Here is a 21,102-nt window from a genome sequence, read left to right as displayed (position 1 = left end):
TGACGACAGCTGGCGAAGGCTTGGACGAACAGGTTTGTGGGTCGGAGACCCCGGACGAGGCAAACCGGTCTGCACACAACGACAGACCTTCCAAGAGAAGGGCTGCGGCGATGCCGCAGCCCTTTTTCATTTTTCATTGGGCAAGGGGCGGCGACCGGAAGCGGTTTCCCGATGCAGCAAAACACTTTATGGTGGCCCAAAGCCTCTGGCTGTTAACAAGTATTTTCGTAAAATCAAAGGCTTAACGGGTGAGCTCAGGCTTGGTCGGCCTTTGGAGGGCAGTTTGACTCGCTATATCTCGACCCGGGGCGAGGCCCCCGAACTCGGCTTCTGTGACGTGATGCTGACCGGGCTCGCCCGGGATGGCGGCCTGTACGTGCCGTCCGTTTGGCCGCAGCTTTCGGCCGACACGATCGCCGGCTTCTTCGGCCGTCCCTATTGGGAGGTCGCGGTCGATGTGATTCGCCCCTTCGCCGGCGGGGAGATTTCGGACGCCGAGCTCGGCCGGATGGCCAACGAGGCCTATGCCACCTTCCGCCATCCCGCGGTGGTGCCGCTGCGCCAGATGTCGCCGCACCAGTTCGTGCTGGAGCTGTTCCACGGCCCGACGCTCGCCTTCAAGGACGTGGCGATGCAGCTGATCTCGCGGCTGATGGACCATGTGCTCGCCAAGCGTGGCCAGCGTACCACCATCGTGGTCGCGACCTCGGGCGACACCGGCGGCGCCGCGGTTGAGGCCTTCGCGGGACTCGAAAATGTCGACCTCATCGTGCTGTTCCCGCACAAGCGCATCTCCGAGGTCCAGCAACGGATGATGACGACGACCGGTGCGGCCAACGTGCATGCGCTCGCCATCGAAGGCAATTTCGACGATTGCCAGGCGCTCGTGAAGGGGATGTTCAACAATCACCGCTTCCGCGATGCGACCTCGCTGTCAGGCGTCAACTCCATCAACTGGGCGCGTATCGTTGCCCAGGTCGTTTATTACTTCACGTCGGCCGCTGCCGTCGGCGCGCCGGCGCGCGCGGTGGATTTCGTCGTGCCGACCGGTAATTTCGGCGACATCTTCGCCGGCTACGTCGCCAAGCGCATGGGACTGCCGGTCCGGACCCTGCGCATCGCAGCCAACGTCAACGACATCCTCGCCCGCACGCTCAAGACCGGCATCTACGAGGTGCGCGAGGTGCATGCCACGGCGTCGCCGTCGATGGACATCCAGATCTCCTCGAATTTCGAGCGGCTGCTGTTCGAGGCCGGCCGGCGCGATGCGGCGGGCGTGCGCCGTCTGATGGATTCGCTGAAGCAGTCCGGGCGCTTCGTGCTGCCCGACGCGACCCTGGCCGCGATCCGCGAGGAGTTCGACGCCGGTCGCGCCGACGAGACCGAAACCGCGGCTGCGATCCGCGCCGCCTGGCGCGAGGCGGGCGAGCTGGTCGACCCCCATACGGCCGTCGCGCTTGCGGTCGCCGACCGCGATACCACCGACACCACGGTGCCGAACATCGTGCTCTCCACGGCGCATCCGGCCAAATTCCCCGACGCAGTCGAGGCGGCCTGCGGCCAGCGGCCGCAACTGCCCGCCTGGCTCGATGGATTGATGACCAAATCCGAACACATGAAGGTGATGAAGAACGATCAGGCCGAGGTCGAGCGGTTCGTGCTGTCGGTCAGCCGCGCCGCAAAGCAGGGAGTTGCCGGATGAGCGTCGAGATTTCCAAGCTTGCCTCCGGTCTGACCGTCGTCACCGACAAGATGCCCCATCTCGAGACCGCGGCGCTCGGTGTATGGGCCGGCGTCGGAGGGCGAGACGAGAAGCCCAACGAGCACGGCATCTCGCATCTTCTCGAGCACATGGCATTCAAGGGAACGACCAAGCGTTCCTCGCGCGAGATCGTCGAGGAGATCGAGGCGGTCGGCGGCGATCTCAATGCCGGCACCTCGACCGAGACCACGTCCTATTACGCGCGGGTGCTGAAGGCCGACGTGCCGCTCGCGCTCGACGTGCTCGCCGACATTCTCGCCAATCCCGCCTTCGAGCCGGACGAGCTGGAGCGCGAGAAGAACGTCATCGTGCAGGAGATCGGGGCTGCGCAGGACACGCCCGACGACGTCGTGTTCGAGCATCTCAACGAGCTCTGCTATCCAGATCAGCCGATGGGCCGCTCGCTGCTCGGCACCGCCAAGACGTTGCGCGGCTTCAACCGCGACATGCTTCGCGGTTATCTGTCGACGCATTATCGCGGGCCCGACATGGTGGTGGCCGCTGCCGGCGCGGTCGATCACAAGCAGGTTGTCGCCGAGGTCGAGAAGCGTTTTGCAAGCTTCGAGGCAACGCCGGGACCCAAGCCGCAATCCGCCCAGTTCGGCAAGGGCGGCGCCAAGGTGGTCCACCGCGAGCTCGAGCAGGCGCACCTGACGCTGGCCCTCGAAGGGGTGCCGCAGACCGATCCGTCCCTGTTCTCGCTCCAGGTCTTCACCAACATTCTCGGCGGCGGGATGTCGTCGCGGTTGTTCCAGGAGGTGCGCGAGAAGCGCGGCCTCTGCTACTCCATCTACTCGTTTCACGCGCCCTACACCGACACCGGCTTCTTCGGCCTCTACACCGGCACCGATCCCGCCGACGCGCCGGAGATGATGGAGGTCGTTGTCGACATCATGAATGATTCGGTGGAGACGTTGGCCGAAGCCGAGATCGCGCGGGCCAAGGCGCAGATGAAGGCCGGCCTCCTGATGGCGCTGGAGAGCTGCTCGTCCCGTGCCGAGCAGCTCGCCCGGCATGTGCTGGCCTATGGCCGGCCGCAGACGGTGCAGGAACTGGTGGCGCGGATCGATGCCGTCAGCGTCGAATCGACCCGGGATGCGGCGCGTGCGCTGCTTTTGCGCAGCCGCCCTGCGGTAGTCGCATTGGGCAGCGGCAGGGGTCTGGACACGGCGGTGTCTTTTGCGGAAGGATTGACCCGGGCGCGCGCCAAGGCGCGGCTGCATTAGCCGCCGCGCAAGGGGCGCCGCGCCGGGAAGCATCACCATGGCCCTCTTTCGCCTGCCGTCCAGTGGACCCGCCGCCCTCGCGCCGCGCGGCAATGGACTTTTGCTGCGCGCTCCGCAGATGTCGGACTTCCTGCAATGGGCCCATTTGCGGGAAAGCAGCCGCGATTACCTCACCCCCTGGGAACCGATCTGGCCGTCGGACGATCTCACCCGGTCCGGCTTCCGCCGCCGCCTGCGCCGCTACTCCGAGGACATCGCCGCGGACCGTTCCTATCCGTTTCTGATCTTTCGCGAGCTCGACGGCGCCATGGTCGGCGGCATCACGCTGGCCAATGTCCGGCGCGGCATCGTGCAGGCCGGCACTATCGGCTACTGGATCGGGCAGCCTTACGCCCATCGCGGCTACATGACAGCTGCGCTGCGGGTGCTGCTGCCCACGCTGTTCGGCGAGCTTAACCTGCACCGCGTCGAAGCCGCCTGTATCCCCACCAATGCGCCGTCGATCCGGGTGCTGGAGAAGTGCGGCTTTTCTCGCGAGGGGCTGGCGCGCCGCTATCTCTGCATCAACGGGGTCTGGCAGGACCACCTGCTGTTCGGCCTGCTGCATGAAGACTTCCGCGGCTGAGCTGCCGTCTCCTGCGGCCAAAGTCTTGATCGTCCAGCCCCGCTTGCTGGCTTATGACTTGCTGCGGAACTTGCCTTGGAACTTGCCTTGGGATCGCCGATTTTGGCGATATAACCGCGCGGGCCGGCCTGCGCTCGGCCGGAATGCTGTCATGGAGTGTGGGTGTCGATGGTGAAGGAGCTTCGGTCGTCGGGGAATGCGTTGCGGCGGGGGATAGTGGTCGCGTTGACGTTGTCGGTGGCGCTTGCGTCCGTCTCGCCGGTGGCGGCCCAGTCCTTCAGCGACCGCTTCAAGAGCCTGTTCGGCGGCAAGTCCGACGAGCCGGACCAGCCCAAGGCGGCGCCGGCACCCGGTCAGCCAGCCGACGACGATGTCGATTGCCCGCAGGTCACCGTGCGTGCCGGTGCCTCCACCTACGCGGTTGGCGCCAGCGGCAAGCCGGCCGTCGGCAACGAGATCCGCTTCCAGGCCACCATCACCAAGATGGCGCGCGAATGCGCCCGCAATGGTGGGGATATCACCGCCCGGATCGGTATCCAGGGGCGCGTGATCGCTGGCCCCGCCGGCGCACCTGCGACGGTCGAGATCCCCCTGCGCGTGGCCGTGGTGCAGGGCGGCGTCGGCGAGAAGGTGATCGCCTCGAAGGCCTACCGGACCACGGTGGCGATGTCGGAAGGCGGCAGCGTGCCCTTCACCTTCGTCGCCGAGGATCTCGCTTACCCCGTCCCCTCGGCGGCGGCCGCCGATAACTACATCTTCTATGTCGGCTTCGACCCGCAGGCGCTCTCGCCCGAGCCGAAGGGGCGGAAGAAGAAGTAGGCTGCTGGCTCAGCTGTCATGCCCGGCTCGTCCGCGGTATCCGGCACGCCGCGGCTTCTCCGTATCGCTCAGGCGCTCTGGAATACCGGATCAACCGCTTTCGCGGGCGACGACACCAGATTTGTCGGCAACAAAAAAGCCGGCGCTCATCGCGCCGGCTTTTTGTTTGATGAAGGCGAATCCCTCAGTTCAGCTTCTGCCGAACCTCGTTGATGCCCTTGGCGAGCAGATCGTCGGCGACCTGGCCCTTGACCGACTGCGACAGGATCGTCGAGGCGGCCTGCACGGCGGCTTCTGCGGCTGCGGCGCGGACATCGGCCAGCGCCTGGGCCTCGGCGAGCGCGATCTTGCTCTCCGCAGTCTTGGTCCGGCGGGCGACGAAGTCTTCCATCTTCGCCTTGGCGTCGGCTGCGATGCGCTCGGCTTCGGCCTTGGCGTTGGCGATGATGTCGGCGGCCTCGCGCTCGGCGGTGGCACTGCGCGCCTTGTAGTCGGCGAGCACCTTGGCCGCCTCCAGCTTGAGGCGCGCGGCGTCGTCGAGCTCGGCCTTGATGCGGGCGGCGCGATGATCGAGCGCGGTCATCGCCGTCTTGAAGACCCCGAGATAGCCGAACACGACCATCAGGATCACGAAGGCGACGGCGACCCAAAATTCAGGTTCGAAGAACATCTCGACTAACCCTTCAAGGACGCATCGACCGCGGCATTGACCGACCCTGCATCGGGAACGACGCCGGTGAGCTGCTGCACGATCTGGCCTGCCGCATCGGCCGCGATACCGCGGACGTTGCTCATGGCGGCGGCGCGGGTCGAGGCGATCGTCTTCTCCGCCCCGGCAAGCTTGGCCGCCAGCTGTTCTTCCAACGCCTTGCGCTCGGCGTCCGCCTGCGCATTGGCCTTGTCGCGGGATTCGTTGCCGATCGCCTGTGCCCGCGTGCGCGCCGAAGCGAGCTCGCTTTCATAGGCCTTCAGCGCCGCGTCGGACTGGTCCTTCAGCTTCTGCGCTTCGGCGAGGTCGCCCTCGATTTTGTTCTGCCGCGCCTCGATCGCACCGCCGATGCGCGGCAGAGCGAGCTTGGACACGATCACGTAAAGCAGGACGAAGAAGATCGCGAGCGACACCAGCTGTGAAGCAAAGCTGCTGCTCTCGAACGGCGGAAAACCGCCACCGTGGTGACCACCGTCAGCCTCGGTGTGAGCGCCCGCCGCCGGACCTTTTGCGCCGCCATGACTCTCAGCCATGGAGTTCTCCTGTTGCAGTCACGCGCGCCGTCCCAGGGACTGGAACGGCGCGTAAAAGGTCGTTCTCAGAGCGGAACGAACAGCAGCAGCAGCGCGATCAGCAGCGAGAAGATGCCGAGCGCTTCGGTCACGGCGAAGCCGAAGATCAGGTTGCCGAACTGGCCCTGAGCGGCCGACGGGTTGCGGACGGCTGCGGCCAGGTAGTTGCCAAAGATCACGCCCACGCCGACGCCCGCACCGCCCATGCCGATGCACGCGATGCCCGCGCCGATAAGTTTTGCTGCTGCCGGATCCATTTTAGACTCCTTGGAAGAAAGATTGGGTTGTGGGTGGAAATTCCCCGGACCGCTCAGTGTCCCGGATGAATGGCGTCGTTGAGGTAGATGCAGGTCAGGATCGCGAACACATAGGCCTGAAGGAACGCGACCAGGATTTCGAGCGACGTCAGCGCGACGGTGAGCGCCAGCGGCAGCACGCCGCCGATCCAGCCGACGGCGCCGAGCGAGAAGCCGAGCATGGCGACGAAGCCCGCGAACACCTTCAAGGCGATGTGGCCGGCCAGCATGTTGGCGAAGAGACGGACGCTGTGGGAGACCGGCCGCAGGAAGAACGACAGGATCTCGATGAACATGACCAGCGGCAGGATGTAGACAGGGACGCCGTGGGGAACGAAAATCTTGAAGAACTTCAGGCCGTTCTTGGCGACGCCGTAGATCAGGACGGTGAAGAAGACCAGGAGCGCGAGCGCCGCGGTCACGATCAGATGGCTCGACACCGTGAAGGTGTAGGGGATGATACCCACCAGATTCGAGACGCAGATGAACATGAACAGCGAGAAGATCAGCGGGAAGAACTTCATGCCTTCCGCGCCGGCCGTCGAACGGATGGTCGAGGCGACGAATTCGTAGGAGATTTCAGCGACGGACTGGAGCCGCCCGGGAATCAGCTGCGTGCCGCTGGCGAGCATCAGGAGCGAGATGATCGCGACCGCCACCAGCATGTAGAGCGACGAATTGGTGAAGGCGATCGTATGATTGCCGATATGGCCCAGGGTGAAGAGAGGCTCGATGTTGAACTGGTGGATCGGGTCGATTTTCATCAGCGCGGCATCTCTTGGTCTGCCGGGCAATGCCGGCGGGTCTCGGTCTGCCGGCCGGGCCGGCCCGTACCGGCGAGGCCGGCACGATCACATTCCTCTCCTGGCGGATCGCCTTACGAGCCACCGCGTCTGTTTTGACCCGCGCCTGCCGTTCTCACCACATTCACCACGCCGGCGACGAAGCCCAGCAGCGTGAACACGATAAACCCGAAAGGCGACGTCGACAGCAAGCGGTCGAACCCCCAGCCAATCCCCGCTCCGACAAGAACGCCGGCGATCAACTCCGAGGATAGTCGGAAACCAAGCGCCATCGCCGAGGCTCTGGCCGCTCCGTCTCCACCTTCACCTGCGGGTTGCTCGGTCTTGATCCTGCGGTCGCGAAATTCGGACAACCGCTGATCGAGACTTCCGAGCCGTTCGGAAAGCGCAGCTTCCTCGGGCGATTTTTCGCGATCTCCATTCTCGCCGTGTCCCGTGCCCTGTGTCATGCAACGAAGACCCGAAACGCCGCGGCTGAATGGAAATTACGCCCGCCACCCTCAAAAGCCGCGCGGACCATACTGATGGCCTATAATCAAGTCAAGCCAAGTCACGATTGCGTCGCTTTCCCTTATGTAGCTGATTTATTTCATGATATTGGCGCGCACGGCAACGCTGCACACAGCGTGACGCCGCACCGCAGCAGCTCTCCTCGGGATCGGCGGATGAAGCCGCCATTTCGCCGCGCTGTCGGGATCAAACGGACCATCGCGGTCGTTGTGCCGCATAGTGCGTTTTGGGCGGCGGATCGGCGCGACGGGGTGTAGACTTGCGAAAGTGCCACCTGCGTGCCGCGGCGGAGAGTGCGATGAGAGCTTTGACGTCATCCACAGCATCGTGGCTTGCGGCAGCGACCTTCGCCGCGCTGATGGTCATCAGCGGCGGCTTCGTCGTCGCCCAATCTGCGCCTGACAGCGAAAACGGCCGTTACAGCATGACGACCATCCCCGAGGGCGTGCTCCGGCTCGACACCCGCACCGGCACGGTGTCGACCTGCACCAGGAACGGCGCGGGCTGGGCCTGCTATGCGGTGCCCGACGAGCGGTCCGCACTCGATGCCGAGATCGGCCGCCTTCAGGCCGAAGTCGAGAAGCTGCAGGGCCAGCTCGCGGCCGGGCCGACCGTGTCGGGCAAGGTCGACGAGCCGCTGCCGAAATCCGATTCGCTCAAGAAGGCGGAGCCGAAGGTCGCCGAGGGCGAGCGCAAGATCGAGATCCCGCTGCCGAGCGACCAGGATGTCGACCGCGTGATGTCGTTTCTGGAAAAGGCCTGGCGCCGTCTGGTCGACATGGCCAACCGGGTGCAGAAGGACGTGTCGGGGAAGATTTGATGGAATGTGTCGATGTCGTCCTGGCGAAAGCCAGGACCCATACGCCGCGGCCCCTCTGCTCTGCTCGGTGCGCATTGCCACCTATGCCCATCACGCGCATTCGGGGTAATGGGCCCTGGCTTTCGCCAGGACGACGAGCGAGGGGATGTCCATGACATCAGGCAAATCCGTCACGCGCTCGGCGCCATCGTCAGTGCAAGCCACCACCATCTCGTCGTCATTGCTGACCGTGCAGACATCGGGCCGCGGCTTTACCGACCTCACCGGCGACGCTGCGAAATTCCTCGATGAAGCTCACGCGCGTGACGGCGCGCTGACGCTGTTCATCCGCCACACCTCGGCCTCGCTGACGATCCAGGAGAATGCCGATCCTTCCGTGCTCGTCGATCTCACCACGGCGCTGTCCCGGCTCGCGCCGGAGAACGCCGGATGGACGCATGACAGCGAAGGGCCGGATGACATGCCCGGGCACATCAAGACGATGCTGACGCAAACCTCGCTTCAGGTGCCGGTCCTGAACGGCAAGCTCGCGTTGGGCACCTGGCAGGCGATCTATCTGATCGAGCATCGCAGCCGGCCGCACCGGCGAGAGGTGGTGCTGCAATTCATCGGCGGCGATCAGTGACCCGCAAAACAAAACCGGCCGCGGAGACCGCGGCCGGTTCGTATCGGTTGAGATCGATGCCGTCGATCAGTTCGCCTTGATGTCGACGTCCTTGGTCTCGGGCAGGAACAGGGCGCCGATCACGACGGTAATCGAGGCGAAGATGATCGGGTACCAGAGGCCGGCATAGATATCGCCAGTCGAGGCCACGATGGCGAAGGCGGTCGCCGGCAGGAGGCCGCCGAACCAGCCGTTACCGATGTGGTAGGGCAGCGACATCGAGGTGTAGCGGATACGGGTCGGGAACAGCTCGACCAGCATCGCGGCGATCGGGCCGTACACCATGGTGACGAAGAGCACCAGGATGAACAGCAGTCCGATGATCGCCGCCACCTGCGGACGGAAGACGTCGAACGGATGCGACATCTTCACGATGCCGGCATCACCTGCCTTCGGATAGCCCGCCGCCTGCACCGCCGCGAGGACGGCCGGGTTGCTGTCCTTGGCGTTGGCGTAGGGCACTTCCTTGCCGTTGACCATCACCTTCACGCCGGAGCCGGCCGGACCAGGCGTGGTCGAATACTTGACCGACGACTGGGACAGGTAGGCACGTGCGGTGTCGCAAGGCGAGGTGAAGACGCGGGTGCCGACCGGGTTGAACAGGTCGCCGCAGCCCGCGGGATCGGCCACCACTTCGACCTTGGTCTGCTCGATGGCCCTTTCCAGCGCCGGGTTGGCGTTGGTGGTGATCATCTTGAAGATCGGGAAGAAGGTGAGGGCCGCGATCAGACAGCCGCCGAGGATGATCGGCTTGCGGCCGATCTTGTCGGAGAGCATGCCGAACACGATGAAGAAGCCGGTGCCGAGCAGCAGCGACCATGCGATCAGGAGGTTGGCGGTATAGCCGTCCACCTTCAGGATCGATTGCAGGAAGAACAGCGCGTAGAACTGGCCGGTGTACCAGACCACGCCCTGGCCCATCACGCCGCCGAGCAGGGCGAGCAGCACGAGCTTGCCGTTCTGCCAGTTGCCGAAGGCCTCCGTCAGCGGCGCTTTCGAACCCTTCCCCTCTTCCTTCATCTTCTGGAATACCGGCGATTCATTGAGGCGGAGCCGGATCCAGACCGAGATGCCGAGCAGCAGCACCGAGACCAGGAACGGAATGCGCCAGCCCCACGCCGCGAATTCGGCCTCGCCGAGCGCGGTGCGGGTGAACAGAATCACCAGCAGCGACAGGAACAGGCCGAGAGTTGCCGTGGTTTGGATGAAGGAGGTGTAGAAGCCGCGCTTGCCGTTCGGCGCATGCTCCGCGACGTAGGTTGCCGCACCGCCATATTCGCCGCCGAGCGCCAGGCCCTGGGCAAGGCGCAGCACGATCAGGATGATCGGGGCAGCGATGCCGATGGTGGCTGCGTTGGGGAGCAGGCCGACGATGAAGGTCGACAGGCCCATGATCAGGATGGTGACGAGGAAGGTGTATTTGCGGCCGACGATGTCGCCGACGCGGCCGAACACGATCGCGCCGAACGGGCGTACCAGGAAGCCCGCGGCAAAGGCCAGCAGCGCGAAGATGTCGCGGGTTGCCGGCGGATAGGCCGAGAAGAACTGCGCGCCGATGATGCCGGCCAGCGAGCCGTAGAGGTAGAAGTCGTACCATTCGAAGACGGTACCGAGCGAGGAGGCGAGAATGACGAACCGTTCGTCCTTCGTCATCCCTTGCGCGCCTGTTTGAGACACAGCCATAGTCGACATGTTGAATCGCTCCCCGAAATGCGTTTCCCTCGCGCCCCAGATGTCCGGACATGCCGGATCAACCCAGGTCTTGGCCGCAAGGTAACATCGCCGTGAAACCCGCCCCAATACGACTTTCGGCCTTGCGCACTGGCGCGCACCTGACGGCCGGGGTATCGGACACCAGCGGCAAGCCGCGGGTGCTTCCGGATTAACCCCTTTGCAGCAAAGGGATAATGTGCACTTGCATGCCACGGCTGCTCAGGGAAGAATTGCTTTGTGCGCCGGTTTGGTGCGAACGACAGCAAGAGAACGATGAACGCTCCCTCCACCCATCTCGTCATTGCCGATGACCACCCCCTGTTCCGCGACGCGCTGCGGCAGGCGGTGGCGGGCGTCCTGAGCTCGGCCAGGATCGACGAGGCCGGATCGTTCGAGGATCTGACCAAGCTGCTGGAACAGACCTCCGACGTCGATCTGGTCCTGCTCGACCTCTCGATGCCCGGGATCTCCGGCTTTTCCGGCCTGATCTATCTGCGGGCGCAATATCCGGCGATTCCGGTCGTGATCGTCTCGGCGTCCGACGACAGCGCCACCATCCGCCGCTCGCTCGATTTCGGCGCCTCCGGCTTCATCCCGAAGCGTTTCGGAGTCGAGACGCTGCGCGATGCCATCCTCAAGGTGATGGAGGGCGACGTCTGGGTTCCCGCCGACACCGATCTGTCGGTCGCGGCAGACCCCGACACGACTCGCCTGCGCGACCGCCTGGTGACGCTGACGCCGCAACAGGTGCGGGTCCTGATGATGCTGTCGGAAGGGTTGCTCAACAAGCAGATCGCCTACGAGCTCGGCGTCTCCGAGGCCACCATCAAGGCGCACGTCTCGGCCATCCTGCAGAAGCTCGGCGTCGAGAGCCGCACCCAGGCCGTGATTGCCGCCGCCAAGATCGCCGGCGGCCAGTGGAAGCAGGGCACGCCGACGGGGTGAGCGGCGCTACAGCGTCGTCAGAAGCGCGCTGGCCGCCCCGATATCCGCCGTTTCGGAGCCTTCGGCAAAGCCCTCGAGGGACGATTGCAGCAATCGTTTCGCTTCCTCGCGCTGCCCGCGCTCGGCGAAAAGCCCGGCGAGATCGATCGCGGCCCGCAGCTCCCAGGCTTTGGCGCCTTTGCGACGACTCAACTCCAGTGATTGCGCGAAGTAGGCTTCTGCTTGGTCTGCTTTGGGCTCTGACAGCGACAGCAGCACTCTGCCTTTCATCCGCAGCAGCTCGGGCATGTAGAGATGATCACCGCTCTGCTCGACGAGGCGGATGGCTTCGTCGGTCAGCCGCGCGCCCTGCTCGGTCTGCCCGAGTGCCAACAGGCCCTGCACCATCGCGATGTTGAAGGTGGTGGTGAGCAGCTCATAACCGGAATCGTGGAGCTCGCGCAGGCAGGACTTGATGGTCTCGACGCCACCGGCGGCGTCTCCCCGCCGGATTGCCAACTCGCCTTTGACGCCTCGGCCGACCGCGAGGTAGGGACCCATCGAACGCGACTGGGCGAGCGCGATGAAGCGGTCGATGCTCTCTTCAGCTCCGTCGAGGTCGCCGTTCCAGAGATCGATCGACACCGCCCAGATCAGCGCGATGCAGAGCGTGATCGGATGATCCATCTGCCCGGCTTCGGTGACAGTCAATTGCGCCAGCTGCCGTGCCTCTGTAGGCCGGCCGTTCAACCAATACTCCCGTGCAAGCGAAATGCCGGCCCGGTTGCGATGATCGAAGCCGTAGACCGTGCTGATCCGTTCCGTGCCCGGCCCCTGCCAGGCGGCCTCCAGCATCGTCAGCGCGTCGCGATGCTCGCCGGCCAGATGCAACGAGACGCCTAGAAGCGAATGGGCGAGCGCGATCGAGGCCGCATCGCCGAGCGCCTCGGCGACGATGAGGCTCTGCTGGGCATAGCCGAGCGCGGCGTCGAACTCCCCCATCCGCTCGTGGAAGATATGCATGCGGCCGAGCAGCTGGAGTTGGTTGGTCTGGTCGCCGCGTGCCTCGGCGAGGGCAAGGCTCCGGCTCAGGGCGGTGCGCGCCGCTTCGCTGCCGCCGCGCGTGAACATCAAGGTGAGGCCGAGGGCAGCCTGGATGTGCATCTCCTCGGCACTGCCCTGCGAGGTAGGGCCCATTGCAAGCAGCGCCCGCTCCGACCAGCGCCGGCATTCGATCAGAAGCGACATCGCGAGGAAGATCGGCGCCGCCGCGGCGACGAGGGCAATGCCGACACCCAGATTGCCGTCCGGGCCGAAGCACCAGTCCAGCGCGGCGCGGACGTTGTGAAGTGCGGAGAAGTGGATGGCCCGTTCGTCTGCGCTCGGCACCGTGGCCCAGGTCGAGCCCGCCTGCTCCAGCCATTGCCGGTAGTAGGTGGCGTGGCGTGCTGCGAGCGCCGCGTCACCAGGCGCGGTCTCGAGCAAATAGGCGCGCGTGGTGTCGAGCAGGCGGTAGCGCATCATGGCGCCGATCGGCCGCGGCGCGACCATGGACTTGGCGACGAGGCTGTCGATGGCGTCGAACAAATGGGAGCGATCGGCGCATTCGTCCGGGACGACCTCGAGCGCCGCGTCGATGGTGAAGTGCCCGGCGAACACTGCAAGCCGGCGCAGCACCAGGCGCTCGGTGTCGGACAGAAGCTCGTAGCTCCAGTCCAGCGTCGCCTGCAGCGTCTTCTGGCGCGGCGGAGCGGTGCGTTGTCCCTGCCAGAGCAGGTTGAGGCGCTCGTCGAGCAGCATGGCCGTCTGCTCCAGGCCATAGGCTTCGACCCGGCCGGCGGCGAGCTCGATCGCCAGGGCCATGCCGTCGAGCTTGCGGCAGATGCCGGTGATGATCGCGGCATTGGCATCGTCGAGCGCAATCTGCGCGCCGCTCGCCGTGGCGCGTTCGAGGAAGAGTTGAAGTGCGGGATAGGTCCGTGCCGCCGCGACGGTCAGTCCGGAGCCATCAGGCGGAACGGCGAGCGGCGCCAATCGATAGACCTGCTCGCCCTCGACGCGCAGGGCTTCGCGGCTCGTGGCCAGGATGTGGACCTGCGGCGCGGCTTGGAAGATCTCCGCGGCCAGCGGCGCCACGGCGGCGATGACGTGCTCGCAATTATCGAGGATCAGCAGCATCTTCTTGTCCCTGACATGCGCGAGCAGCGCGGGCAGGGGATCGTCGGCCTGCGCCGGCAAGCCCAGCATCAGCAGGATCGAGGTGATCACCAGATCGGGATCGCTGAGCGCGGCAAGATCGACGAAGTGTGCGGCATCGGCGAAGGTCTCGAGCAGGTCGTGCGCGATCGCGACCGCGACGGCGGTCTTGCCGACGCCACCGGGGCCGGCGATCGTGACGAAGCGCGAGGTGATGAGCCTGTCCGAGATCGCGGCGATCGCATCGTCGCGTCCGACCATCCGTTGCAGCCGGTTCGGCAGCTTGACCGGCGACAGGTCCATCCGTGGTGCGGCGCGCCGCTGTGACGAAATGTCCGCCTGCGAGATCGGCGCCACGAAGCAATAGCCGCGTCCGGACAGCGTGGTGATGTAGCGTGCGCCGTCCTTGCCGTCGCCGAGCGCCTTGCGAAGGGCTGCGATGTGAAAGCGCAGGCTGGCTTCCTCAACGGTCAGGCCGGGCCATACCAGCGCCATCAGATCCCACTTGCTGACGACCTGGTTCGGCCGCGACGTCAGCGCGATCAGAATGTCGAAGGCTTTTGCGCCGAGCGCCAGCGCGACGCCGTCGCGCGTCACCAGCCTTTCATGCGGCGTCACGATGAATGGTCCGAACATTAGGGTTCCCGCCGCGAACCCGGCCGGTTCAGTCATCACGAAATCCTGATCCTTTCAAAGTGATCCGATAGCCAGACGCGTGCGATCCGGCAAGGCGCGCGCCTGCATCGGCCTCAGACCGTGGATGCAGGCCTGGGAGGCGCGCGAGGTGAAGCCTCACAACTTCTCACAACTCCAAACGGGTGTCCTGCGGCCGCCGCTGCTAGTCAGTTGCGCAACGGCAAGGAGACCTTCATGACGCAAGCGGCAAAGTTGCTTTACACAGCCAGGACACACACGAGCGGCGGTCGACACGACGGCATCTCGCGCAGTTCCGATGGTCGTCTCGACGTCAAGCTGTCGCCGCCGGGCGGCGCAGGCATTGGCACCAATCCCGAGCAATTGTTCGCGGCCGGCTGGTCGGCATGTTTCGAAGGCGCGATGGAGATCGCGGCGCGCAAGCGGAAGATCGAGCTTCCCAGGAAAAGCGCGATCGATGCGGAGATCGATCTCGTGCTCGACGACGGCGCCTATTCGCTGCGGGCGCGCCTCAGTGTCAGCCTGCCGGGCCTCGCCCCCGAGATCGCGCGCGGCATCGTCGATGACGCACATCAAACCTGTCCCTACTCCAAGGCCGTCCGCGGCAACATCGACGTCACGGTCGCGCTGATCTGACGCACCCCCACACCACCATCAAAGGACTGACACCATGAACCAGATCATCGACCAGCATCGCCGCAATTTCTTTGGCGTCGCTGCAGGAACCGTCGCCATCGGTCTCGGCGTGATCGACATCGCCCGCGCCGAGACATCAGCGCCGCGCTCCTCCGCATCGACTGCGTCCTTCGGCGCGATCAAGCAAATCGAGGCCGGCGTCCTCAATGTCGGATATGCCGAGGTGGGTCCGGCCAACGGTCCGGTGGCGATCCTGCTGCATGGCTGGCCCTACGACATCCACGCCTTCGTCGATGTCGCGCCGATCCTGGCAAAGGCCGGCTATCGCGTGATCATCCCTTACCTGCGCGGTTATGGCACGACGCAGTTCCTTGCGAGCGAGACGCCGCGCAACGGCGAGCCTGCTGCGATGGCCGCCGACATCATCGCGCTGATGGACAAGCTCGACATCAAGAAGGCCGTCGTCGCCGGCTTCGACTGGGGTGCGCGCACTGCCGACATCATCGCCGCGCTATGGCCGGACCGCTGCCGGGCCCTGGTCTCGGTCAGCGGTTATCTGATCTCCAGCCAGGCCGCGGGCAACGCGCCGCTGCCGCCGTCGGCCGAACTGCAATGGTGGTATCAGTTCTATTTCGCGACCGAGCGCGGCCGCGCCGGATACGAGAAGTACACGCATGATTTCGCCAAGCTGATCTGGAAGCTGGCCTCGCCGCAATGGAAGTTCGACGACGCCACCTTCAATCGAAGCGCGGCGGCGCTCGACAACAAGGATCATGTCGCGATCACGATCCACAATTACCGCTGGCGGCTCGGCCTCGCCCAGGGCGAGGCGAAATACGAGCATCTCGAAAAGAAGCTCGCGGCGGCTCCCGTCATCGACGTGCCGACGATCACGATGGAGGGCGATGCCAACGGCGCGCCGCATCCCGACCCGAGCGCCTATGCCAAGAAGTTCTCGGGCCGATACGAATTTCGCCTGATCACCGGCGGCATCGGCCACAATTTGCCGCAGGAAGCACCGCAAGCCTTTGCCAAGGCCGTCATCGACGCCGACGGCGCCTGAGCATCCGTCAGCACCTCGGTCCAGCCAGGCTGGACCGAGGACCGCCCCGTTGAACCCAGCTTGATGAGACGTCATGACGCCCGCCGAACCCGAAAAAAAGAAATCCCGTTACGCCACGATGATCGTGCTTGCCGTGATCCTGATCGTCGTGCTCCTGACTTGCGTGCCATATCTCGTCACGATCGCCTCCGCGGAGGGCCCGGCGGAGCAGAGCGCAGCCGACGCCTCGCCGATCTTCGGCGTCACGATTCCGCCGGGCTACAGGCAGTGGGAACTGATCGCACCGGCCGAAGAGGCCGCGCCGCTCGACGAGCTTCGCGCCGTGATCGGCAACCAGACCGCAATCGATGCGTATCAAGCCGGCAAGCTTCCGTTCCCCGACGGCACCATTCTGGTCAAGCGCGCCTGGAAGCGAAAGCAGTCGCCTGAGTTCGCGTCCGCGACGATCCCCGGGGCCGCCACCACGGTCCAGGTGATGGTGAAGGATTCCAAGAAATATGCCGCCACCGGCGGCTGGGGTTTCGGCCGCTTCATCAACGGCAAGCCGGTGGACGAGGCCCAGCACCGCACCTGCTTCGCCTGCCACGACGCGCGGGCGAAGAGCCGAGACTACGTCTTCACGCGTCTGGCTCCTTAAGGCCAACTGGAGATCGAGATGTCGAAGATATGGTTCGTCAGCGGCGCCTCGCGCGGTCTTGGCCGCGCCATCGTGGAAGCCGCACTCACGGCGGGTGATCGTGTGCTTGCTTCGGCCCGGGATCCAAAGCCGCTTGACCCGCTGCTTGCGCGTTTCGGCGAAAGGCTTCGGCTTGCAACGCTCGACGTGACCGACGAGGCGGCAGCGCATGCGGCGGTCGGTCTTGCCGTGGAAGCATTTGGCGGCGTCGATGTGGTCGTGAACAATGCCGGTTACGGCGACCTCGGATCGGTCGAGGACACGAGCCTGGACTCGTTCCGGCGACAGATCGAGGCCAACCTGATCGGCACCATCATCGTCACCAAGGCGGCGATCCCGGTGCTGCGGCGGCAGCGCCACGGGCACATCGTGCAGGTCTCGTCCGTCGGCGGCCGGATCGGTGCCCCCGCACGCGCGGCCTACTCGGCCGCGAAATGGGGAATCGAGGGCTTCTCGGAATCGCTGGCGCGCGAGATGGCGCTGATCGGCGTGCACGTGACAATCGTGGAGCCCGGCGGCTTCAGGACGGGCTTTGCCCAGGCCGCGCATGCGACGGACGAAGGACGCCCGGAGTACGACGCCGTCGTCGGCGCCGCAATCAGGATGCAGCGCGATTACGATGGCCGCCAGCCCGGCGACCCCGCCAAGGCCGCAGCCGTCGTCTTGAAGCTCGCGGGCATGGATCGTCCGCCTCTGCGCATCGCGTTCGGCAGCGACGCCGTGAATGCCATCGCGGCGACGGATCGGCTCCGTCTCGAAGAGCTGGAGAAGTGGCGTACTCTCAGCGTCTCGACTGACTATTGACCGGGCGCGTCCTACTCCGCCGCCACCATCTGCTGCGTGCGCCACTGGCCGAGCAGGGCGCGGAGCGAAGCCGGCTTCAGCGGCTTGTTCAGCACCGCGACCTTCTCATCCCGCGCAGCCAATTGCACGGCGGGGCTGCGGTCGGCGGTGATCAGGATCGCGGGAATGCCGTCGCCGAAGCGGCGGCGGATGTCGCGGATGGCGGCGATGCCGTTGCCGCGGTCGAGATGATAATCGACGAGCAGGCCGGTGACGCTTCGTCCGGCGGTCTCGATCGCGGCGATCGCGCCTTCGGGATCGGCGACTGCGATCACCTCGGCGTCCCAGGCCTTCAACAGCGTGCGCATGCCGTCGAGGATCGCCGCATCGTTTTCGATGCAGACGATCAGCGCGCCCGAGATCGGTGTGCGCGCCAGCGGCGTCGCGCTGGTCACGGCGGCGGTGTGGGTGATCGCCTTCGCCGTCGGCACCGTCACGGAGAACACCGAGCCGCCGCTTCTATTGCCGTCGATGGCGATGCCGTGCTTGAGCACGCGCGCCAGCCGCTCGACGATCGAGAGCCCCAGGCCGAGGCCGCGTGCGATTCGCGCGCCCTGCTCGAGGCGGTGGAACTCCTTGAAGATCTCGCCGCGCTTGACCGGCGGGATGCCGACGCCAGTGTCGTAGACGCAGATCTTCAGGGACGGGCCCTGGCGGCGGCAGCCGACCAGCACGCGTCCGCGCGGGGTGTACTTGATCGCGTTGGAGATCAGGTTCTGGAGCAGGCGTCGCAGCAGCAGGCGGTCCGACTCGACCGGGAGCGAGCAGGGCACGAAGGTGAGCTCCAGGCCCTTGGCGCGGGCGATCGGCGCGAATTCGATCTCCAGCGAGCGCATCAGATCGGCCATCTTGAAGCTCGAGGTCGATGTCGTCATCGCGCCGGCGTCGAGCCTGGAGATATCGAGCAGCGCGCCGAGGATCTCCTCGATCGCCTGCAGTGACTCGTCGATGTTCTCGACCAGCCGCGTCTCCTCGCCGTTGTGCTGGCGCTCGACGAGGCTGGTGACGTAGAGCCGCGCCGCGTTCAACGGCTGCAGAATGTCGTGGCTGGCGGCGGCGAGGAAGCGCGTCTTGGAGATGCTGGCGTCCTCCGCCGTGCTCTTGGCCAGCGCCAGCTCCGAGTTCAGCCGCGTCAGCTCCTCGGTGCGGTCGCGGACGCGCTTTTCCAGCGTCGCATTGGCACGCTCCAGCGCTTCCGCCGCCTCGAACGTCGGCGTGACGTCGGTGAAGGTGATGACGAAGCCGCCGCCAGGCATGTGGTTGGTGAGCACCTCGATCACCATGTGGCGATCCGGCAGACGTTCGAGATAGGGCTCGCTGTCGGTGGTGTAGGCGGCCAGCCGCCGCTCCAGCATGGCCTCGCGCTCGAACGGGTCGTCCGGATCGCCGACGCCGATGAATTCCAGGATTTCGCGAAGCGGCGTGCCGAACGCGATGAAATGCGGGGGAACGTTGAGGAGATCGCCGAACTGCCGGTTGGAGCAGATCAGCTGCAGGTCGGCATCGAACACCGCGATGCCCTGGCGCACGTGGTTGAGCGCGGTCTGAAGGATCTCGCGGTTGAAATGCAGCGCCGCATGGGAATCGTCGAGCAGCTTCAGTGCGGCCTTCGCCGAGACGGTGCGCTTGCGCAGCAGCAGCGACATCACGAGCCGCGAGGAGGCCGCGCCGATCGAGGACGCGATCAGGTGCTCGGCGTGCTGCAACAGCTCGAAATCGGCGGGCGCGCCGGATTCGAGCCGGACATTGCGCCGCGCCGAGAAGGCCTCGAAGGAATGGCGGGCGCGGTCGGGCCCGAGATATTGCGCTACCGTGGTCTGGATGTCCTGCACGGTGACGGTGGTGCGCCAGCGGCGGAAGCTCGGAGAGATCGGCGCGAGCGTGTTGGGGACGAACAGGTCGGCCTGCACCAGCTCGATGGAGGACGGCCGGCGCGCCAGCGAGAGGAGCACATAAGTGAGGATGTTGAGCGCCAGCGACCAGATGACGCCGTGCATCAGCGGCGGCAGGTCGGCGCCGAACAGCGCCTGCGGCCGCAGCGCCTCGATTCCGAACGGGCCGTGCTGGAGCCACAGGATGCCTGATGTCGAGGTGTCCATGAAGCTCGGCAAGAACAGCGTGTAGAGCCACACGGCGAAACCGACCAGCATGCCGCCGATGGCACCGCGTGCCGTCGCCCGCCGCCACAAAAGCCCGCCGAAGAAGCTCGGCGCAAGCTGGGCGATGGCGGCAAAGGACAACAGGCCGATCGCGGCGAGCTGGGTGTTGCCGAGCGCGCGGTAGTAGAAATACGCCATCACCATGATGGCGAAGATCGCAAGCCGCCGCGAGCGCAGCAGGAAATCGCTGAAATCGGCGCCGCCGGTGCGTCCTTCCGGCCGTCGTTGCAACACCAGGGGCACCACGAGGTCGTTCGAGACCATGATGGAGAGCGCGACGCATTCGACGATCACCATGGCGGTTGCCGCCGACAGTCCGCCGACGAAGATGGCGACGCTGAGCAGATCCGCGCCGCCCTCCATCGGCAGGGCCAGCACGTACATATCGGGGTCGGCGGCGCCGAACGGGAAGGTGACGAGACCAGCCAGCGCGATCGGGATCACGAACAGATTGATGGCGACGAGATAGAGCGGGAACAGCCAGCGCGCGCGGCCGACCTCGGCGTCGGAGGAATTTTCCACCACGCTGACGTGAAACTGGCGCGGCAGCAGCATGATCGCGCACAGCGACAGCAGCGTCATGGTGAGAAAGTTGCCGATCGACGGCGAATAGTTGATGGCGCGCACCGCCTCCGGCGTCTTCATCGCGCGCTCGATCAATTCGTTCGGCGAGAACATCCAGAAGGTGACGAAGATGCCGGCGGCTAGGAAGGCGACCAGCTTGATGATGGATTCGGTCGCGACCGCCAGCATCAGGCCGTGCTGGTGCTCGGTGGCGTCGGTCTGGCGGGTGCCGAACAGCACCGCGAAGGCCGCCATCGCCAGCGTCACCATCAGCGCCATGTCGCCGAGGATCGGGATGTGGGAGAAGGCCTGATCTTCGCTCAGGATCGTTCCGAGCGAGGAGGCCACCGCCTTGAGCTGGAGCGCGATGTAAGGCACCGAGCCGATGATGGCGATCAGCGCCACGGTCGCCGCCACCGCCTGGCTCTTGCCGTAGCGCGCGCCGATGAAATCGGCGATCGAGGTGATGTTGTGGGCCTTGGCCAGCTGGATCACGCGCCGGAGCACGCCGGCGCCAAGCCCGATCATCAGGATCGGGCCGACATAGATCGCCAGGAAGTCGGTCGAGGTGCGGGTGGCAAAGCCCACCGAGCCGAAGAAGGTCCAGGAGGTGCAGTAGATTGCCAGCGACAGCGGGTAGATCAGCCCGGAGGCGCGGCGCGGCCCGGCCGCCGAGCGGCGGTCGCCATGGCTCGCCACCAGGAACAGAAAGCCGATGTAGCCGAAGGCGGCGGCGATCACGCCCCAGTCGTGCAGCATGGCGAGCGCGTCTCTCCCTGGGCGCGCGAACCGCGCCCGACCTCATTTTGGCCAGCAAATCTAGCGCGTTGAGCGAGGGGAGGCGACAGCGAAATGCCGGGTGACGGCG

Annotated in this window: 20 protein-coding genes; 12 read left to right on the top strand and 8 right to left on the bottom strand. The window is 65.6% G+C overall.

Annotated elements, in window-relative coordinates; translation table 11 throughout:
• Positions 1-283: 283 nt before the first annotated feature.
• From thrC to HAP40_RS35185, 4 genes are all read left to right on the top strand, one after another.
• Positions 284-1,702: a threonine synthase gene (gene thrC / locus HAP40_RS35200; RefSeq protein WP_166812645.1), complete on the top strand. Its 1,419-nt coding sequence runs from the start codon at positions 284-286 to the stop codon at positions 1,700-1,702.
• Entirely contained in the window at positions 1,699-2,988 is a 1,290-nt protein-coding gene (locus tag HAP40_RS35195) for a M16 family metallopeptidase (protein ID WP_166812647.1), read from the top strand. Before thrC ends, HAP40_RS35195 begins: the two co-directional genes overlap by 4 nt.
• A gap of 37 nt (positions 2,989-3,025) precedes the next feature.
• Positions 3,026-3,613 (top strand): GNAT family N-acetyltransferase, encoded by a 588-nt coding sequence (locus HAP40_RS35190; protein ID WP_166812649.1) that lies wholly within the window; start codon positions 3,026-3,028, stop codon positions 3,611-3,613.
• A 168-nt stretch (positions 3,614-3,781) separates the two neighbouring features.
• The gene (locus tag HAP40_RS35185; protein WP_166819229.1) at positions 3,782-4,432 is read left to right on the top strand and encodes a hypothetical protein; all 651 of its coding nucleotides are present in this window, start codon (positions 3,782-3,784) and stop codon (positions 4,430-4,432) included.
• 184 nt (positions 4,433-4,616) lie between these two features.
• Here HAP40_RS35185 and HAP40_RS35180 read toward each other — a convergent pair whose 3' ends face one another.
• The 5 genes from HAP40_RS35180 to HAP40_RS35160 all read right to left on the bottom strand — a co-directional run bounded on the left by HAP40_RS35180 (position 4,617) and on the right by HAP40_RS35160 (position 7,261).
• The gene (locus HAP40_RS35180) at positions 4,617-5,102 is read right to left on the bottom strand and encodes an ATP F0F1 synthase subunit B (protein WP_166812651.1); all 486 of its coding nucleotides are present in this window, start codon (positions 5,100-5,102) and stop codon (positions 4,617-4,619) included.
• Between the two features lie 5 nt (positions 5,103-5,107).
• Entirely contained in the window at positions 5,108-5,674 is a 567-nt protein-coding gene (locus HAP40_RS35175) for a F0F1 ATP synthase subunit B (RefSeq protein WP_166812653.1), read from the bottom strand.
• Positions 5,675-5,739: 65 nt separating this feature from the next.
• The gene (locus HAP40_RS35170) at positions 5,740-5,970 is read right to left on the bottom strand and encodes a F0F1 ATP synthase subunit C (RefSeq protein WP_007599451.1); all 231 of its coding nucleotides are present in this window, start codon (positions 5,968-5,970) and stop codon (positions 5,740-5,742) included.
• A 53-nt stretch (positions 5,971-6,023) separates the two neighbouring features.
• Positions 6,024-6,773, bottom strand: a complete 750-nt coding sequence (locus tag HAP40_RS35165) for a F0F1 ATP synthase subunit A (protein WP_166812655.1) — start codon at positions 6,771-6,773, stop codon at positions 6,024-6,026.
• A 113-nt stretch (positions 6,774-6,886) separates the two neighbouring features.
• Positions 6,887-7,261 (bottom strand): AtpZ/AtpI family protein, encoded by a 375-nt coding sequence (locus HAP40_RS35160; RefSeq protein WP_166812657.1) that lies wholly within the window; start codon positions 7,259-7,261, stop codon positions 6,887-6,889.
• A gap of 75 nt (positions 7,262-7,336) precedes the next feature.
• Between HAP40_RS35160 and HAP40_RS35155 the strand changes: the two genes are divergently transcribed.
• The 3 genes from HAP40_RS35155 to HAP40_RS35145 all read left to right on the top strand — a co-directional run bounded on the left by HAP40_RS35155 (position 7,337) and on the right by HAP40_RS35145 (position 8,767).
• Complete coding sequence (locus HAP40_RS35155) at positions 7,337-7,579, top strand: hypothetical protein (RefSeq protein ID WP_166812659.1); 243 nt, start codon at positions 7,337-7,339, stop codon at positions 7,577-7,579.
• A gap of 41 nt (positions 7,580-7,620) precedes the next feature.
• On the top strand, positions 7,621-8,142 hold the full coding sequence (locus tag HAP40_RS35150; RefSeq protein WP_166812661.1) for a hypothetical protein: 522 nt from the start codon (positions 7,621-7,623) through the stop codon (positions 8,140-8,142).
• A 151-nt stretch (positions 8,143-8,293) separates the two neighbouring features.
• On the top strand, positions 8,294-8,767 hold the full coding sequence (locus HAP40_RS35145) for a secondary thiamine-phosphate synthase enzyme YjbQ (protein ID WP_166819230.1): 474 nt from the start codon (positions 8,294-8,296) through the stop codon (positions 8,765-8,767).
• 66 nt (positions 8,768-8,833) lie between these two features.
• Here HAP40_RS35145 and HAP40_RS35140 read toward each other — a convergent pair whose 3' ends face one another.
• The gene (locus HAP40_RS35140; RefSeq protein ID WP_208024851.1) at positions 8,834-10,459 is read right to left on the bottom strand and encodes an MFS transporter; all 1,626 of its coding nucleotides are present in this window, start codon (positions 10,457-10,459) and stop codon (positions 8,834-8,836) included.
• 333 nt (positions 10,460-10,792) lie between these two features.
• Between HAP40_RS35140 and HAP40_RS35135 the strand changes: the two genes are divergently transcribed.
• Positions 10,793-11,464 (top strand): response regulator, encoded by a 672-nt coding sequence (locus HAP40_RS35135; RefSeq protein WP_166812665.1) that lies wholly within the window; start codon positions 10,793-10,795, stop codon positions 11,462-11,464.
• Positions 11,465-11,470: 6 nt separating this feature from the next.
• Here the strand turns inward: HAP40_RS35135 and HAP40_RS35130 are convergent, their stop codons facing one another.
• Entirely contained in the window at positions 11,471-14,311 is a 2,841-nt protein-coding gene (locus HAP40_RS35130) for an ATP-binding protein (RefSeq protein ID WP_166812667.1), read from the bottom strand.
• A 198-nt stretch (positions 14,312-14,509) separates the two neighbouring features.
• Here HAP40_RS35130 and HAP40_RS35125 point away from each other — a divergent pair, with 198 nt between their 5' ends.
• The 4 genes from HAP40_RS35125 (at position 14,510) to HAP40_RS35110 (ending at position 17,472) form a co-directional block, all read left to right on the top strand.
• Positions 14,510-14,929, top strand: coding sequence for an organic hydroperoxide resistance protein (locus tag HAP40_RS35125; protein ID WP_166812669.1), 420 nt, complete (start codon positions 14,510-14,512; stop codon positions 14,927-14,929).
• Positions 14,930-14,963: 34 nt separating this feature from the next.
• Positions 14,964-15,992: an alpha/beta fold hydrolase gene (locus tag HAP40_RS35120; RefSeq protein WP_166812671.1), complete on the top strand. Its 1,029-nt coding sequence runs from the start codon at positions 14,964-14,966 to the stop codon at positions 15,990-15,992.
• A 73-nt stretch (positions 15,993-16,065) separates the two neighbouring features.
• Positions 16,066-16,629, top strand: a complete 564-nt coding sequence (locus HAP40_RS35115) for a cytochrome P460 family protein (RefSeq protein WP_208024852.1) — start codon at positions 16,066-16,068, stop codon at positions 16,627-16,629.
• A gap of 18 nt (positions 16,630-16,647) precedes the next feature.
• Positions 16,648-17,472, top strand: coding sequence for an SDR family NAD(P)-dependent oxidoreductase (locus HAP40_RS35110; RefSeq protein WP_166812673.1), 825 nt, complete (start codon positions 16,648-16,650; stop codon positions 17,470-17,472).
• Between the two features lie 11 nt (positions 17,473-17,483).
• On the opposite strand, the gene HAP40_RS35105 is transcribed toward HAP40_RS35110, so the two are convergent.
• A complete protein-coding gene (locus HAP40_RS35105) occupies positions 17,484-20,993 on the bottom strand; it encodes a PAS domain-containing hybrid sensor histidine kinase/response regulator (protein ID WP_166812675.1) in 3,510 nt (1,169 codons plus the stop codon).
• Positions 20,994-21,102: the final 109 nt, after the last annotated feature.

The organism is Bradyrhizobium sp. 1(2017) (assembly GCF_011602485.2).
Classification (GTDB): domain Bacteria; phylum Pseudomonadota; class Alphaproteobacteria; order Rhizobiales; family Xanthobacteraceae; genus Bradyrhizobium.
Note: the sequence above shows the minus strand (reverse complement) of the source record. Positions and strands in the feature narration are given on the sequence as shown.

Bases quoted from the DNA above. Each gene is read 5' to 3' on its own strand.
- HAP40_RS35175 (WP_166812653.1), bottom strand. From the start codon at position 5,674: ATGGCTGAGAGTCATGGCGGCGCAAAAGGTCCGGCGGCGGGCGCTCAC.
- HAP40_RS35135 (WP_166812665.1), top strand. From the start codon at position 10,793: ATGAACGCTCCCTCCACCCATCTCGTCATTGCCGATGACCACCCCCTG.
- HAP40_RS35115 (WP_208024852.1), top strand. From the start codon at position 16,066: ATGACGCCCGCCGAACCCGAAAAAAAGAAATCCCGTTACGCCACGATG.
- HAP40_RS35150 (WP_166812661.1), top strand. From the start codon at position 7,621: ATGAGAGCTTTGACGTCATCCACAGCATCGTGGCTTGCGGCAGCGACC.
- HAP40_RS35145 (WP_166819230.1), top strand. From the start codon at position 8,294: ATGACATCAGGCAAATCCGTCACGCGCTCGGCGCCATCGTCAGTGCAA.
- HAP40_RS35170 (WP_007599451.1), bottom strand. From the start codon at position 5,970: ATGGATCCGGCAGCAGCAAAACTTATCGGCGCGGGCATCGCGTGCATC.
- HAP40_RS35190 (WP_166812649.1), top strand. From the start codon at position 3,026: ATGGCCCTCTTTCGCCTGCCGTCCAGTGGACCCGCCGCCCTCGCGCCG.
- HAP40_RS35195 (WP_166812647.1), top strand. From the start codon at position 1,699: ATGAGCGTCGAGATTTCCAAGCTTGCCTCCGGTCTGACCGTCGTCACC.
- HAP40_RS35105 (WP_166812675.1), bottom strand. From the start codon at position 20,993: ATGCTGCACGACTGGGGCGTGATCGCCGCCGCCTTCGGCTACATCGGC.
- HAP40_RS35140 (WP_208024851.1), bottom strand. From the start codon at position 10,459: ATGACGAAGGACGAACGGTTCGTCATTCTCGCCTCCTCGCTCGGTACC.
- HAP40_RS35110 (WP_166812673.1), top strand. From the start codon at position 16,648: ATGTCGAAGATATGGTTCGTCAGCGGCGCCTCGCGCGGTCTTGGCCGC.
- HAP40_RS35155 (WP_166812659.1), top strand. From the start codon at position 7,337: ATGGCCTATAATCAAGTCAAGCCAAGTCACGATTGCGTCGCTTTCCCT.
- HAP40_RS35185 (WP_166819229.1), top strand. From the start codon at position 3,782: ATGGTGAAGGAGCTTCGGTCGTCGGGGAATGCGTTGCGGCGGGGGATA.
- HAP40_RS35160 (WP_166812657.1), bottom strand. From the start codon at position 7,261: ATGACACAGGGCACGGGACACGGCGAGAATGGAGATCGCGAAAAATCG.
- HAP40_RS35130 (WP_166812667.1), bottom strand. From the start codon at position 14,311: ATGACTGAACCGGCCGGGTTCGCGGCGGGAACCCTAATGTTCGGACCA.
- HAP40_RS35125 (WP_166812669.1), top strand. From the start codon at position 14,510: ATGACGCAAGCGGCAAAGTTGCTTTACACAGCCAGGACACACACGAGC.
- HAP40_RS35120 (WP_166812671.1), top strand. From the start codon at position 14,964: ATGAACCAGATCATCGACCAGCATCGCCGCAATTTCTTTGGCGTCGCT.
- HAP40_RS35165 (WP_166812655.1), bottom strand. From the start codon at position 6,773: ATGAAAATCGACCCGATCCACCAGTTCAACATCGAGCCTCTCTTCACC.
- HAP40_RS35180 (WP_166812651.1), bottom strand. From the start codon at position 5,102: ATGTTCTTCGAACCTGAATTTTGGGTCGCCGTCGCCTTCGTGATCCTG.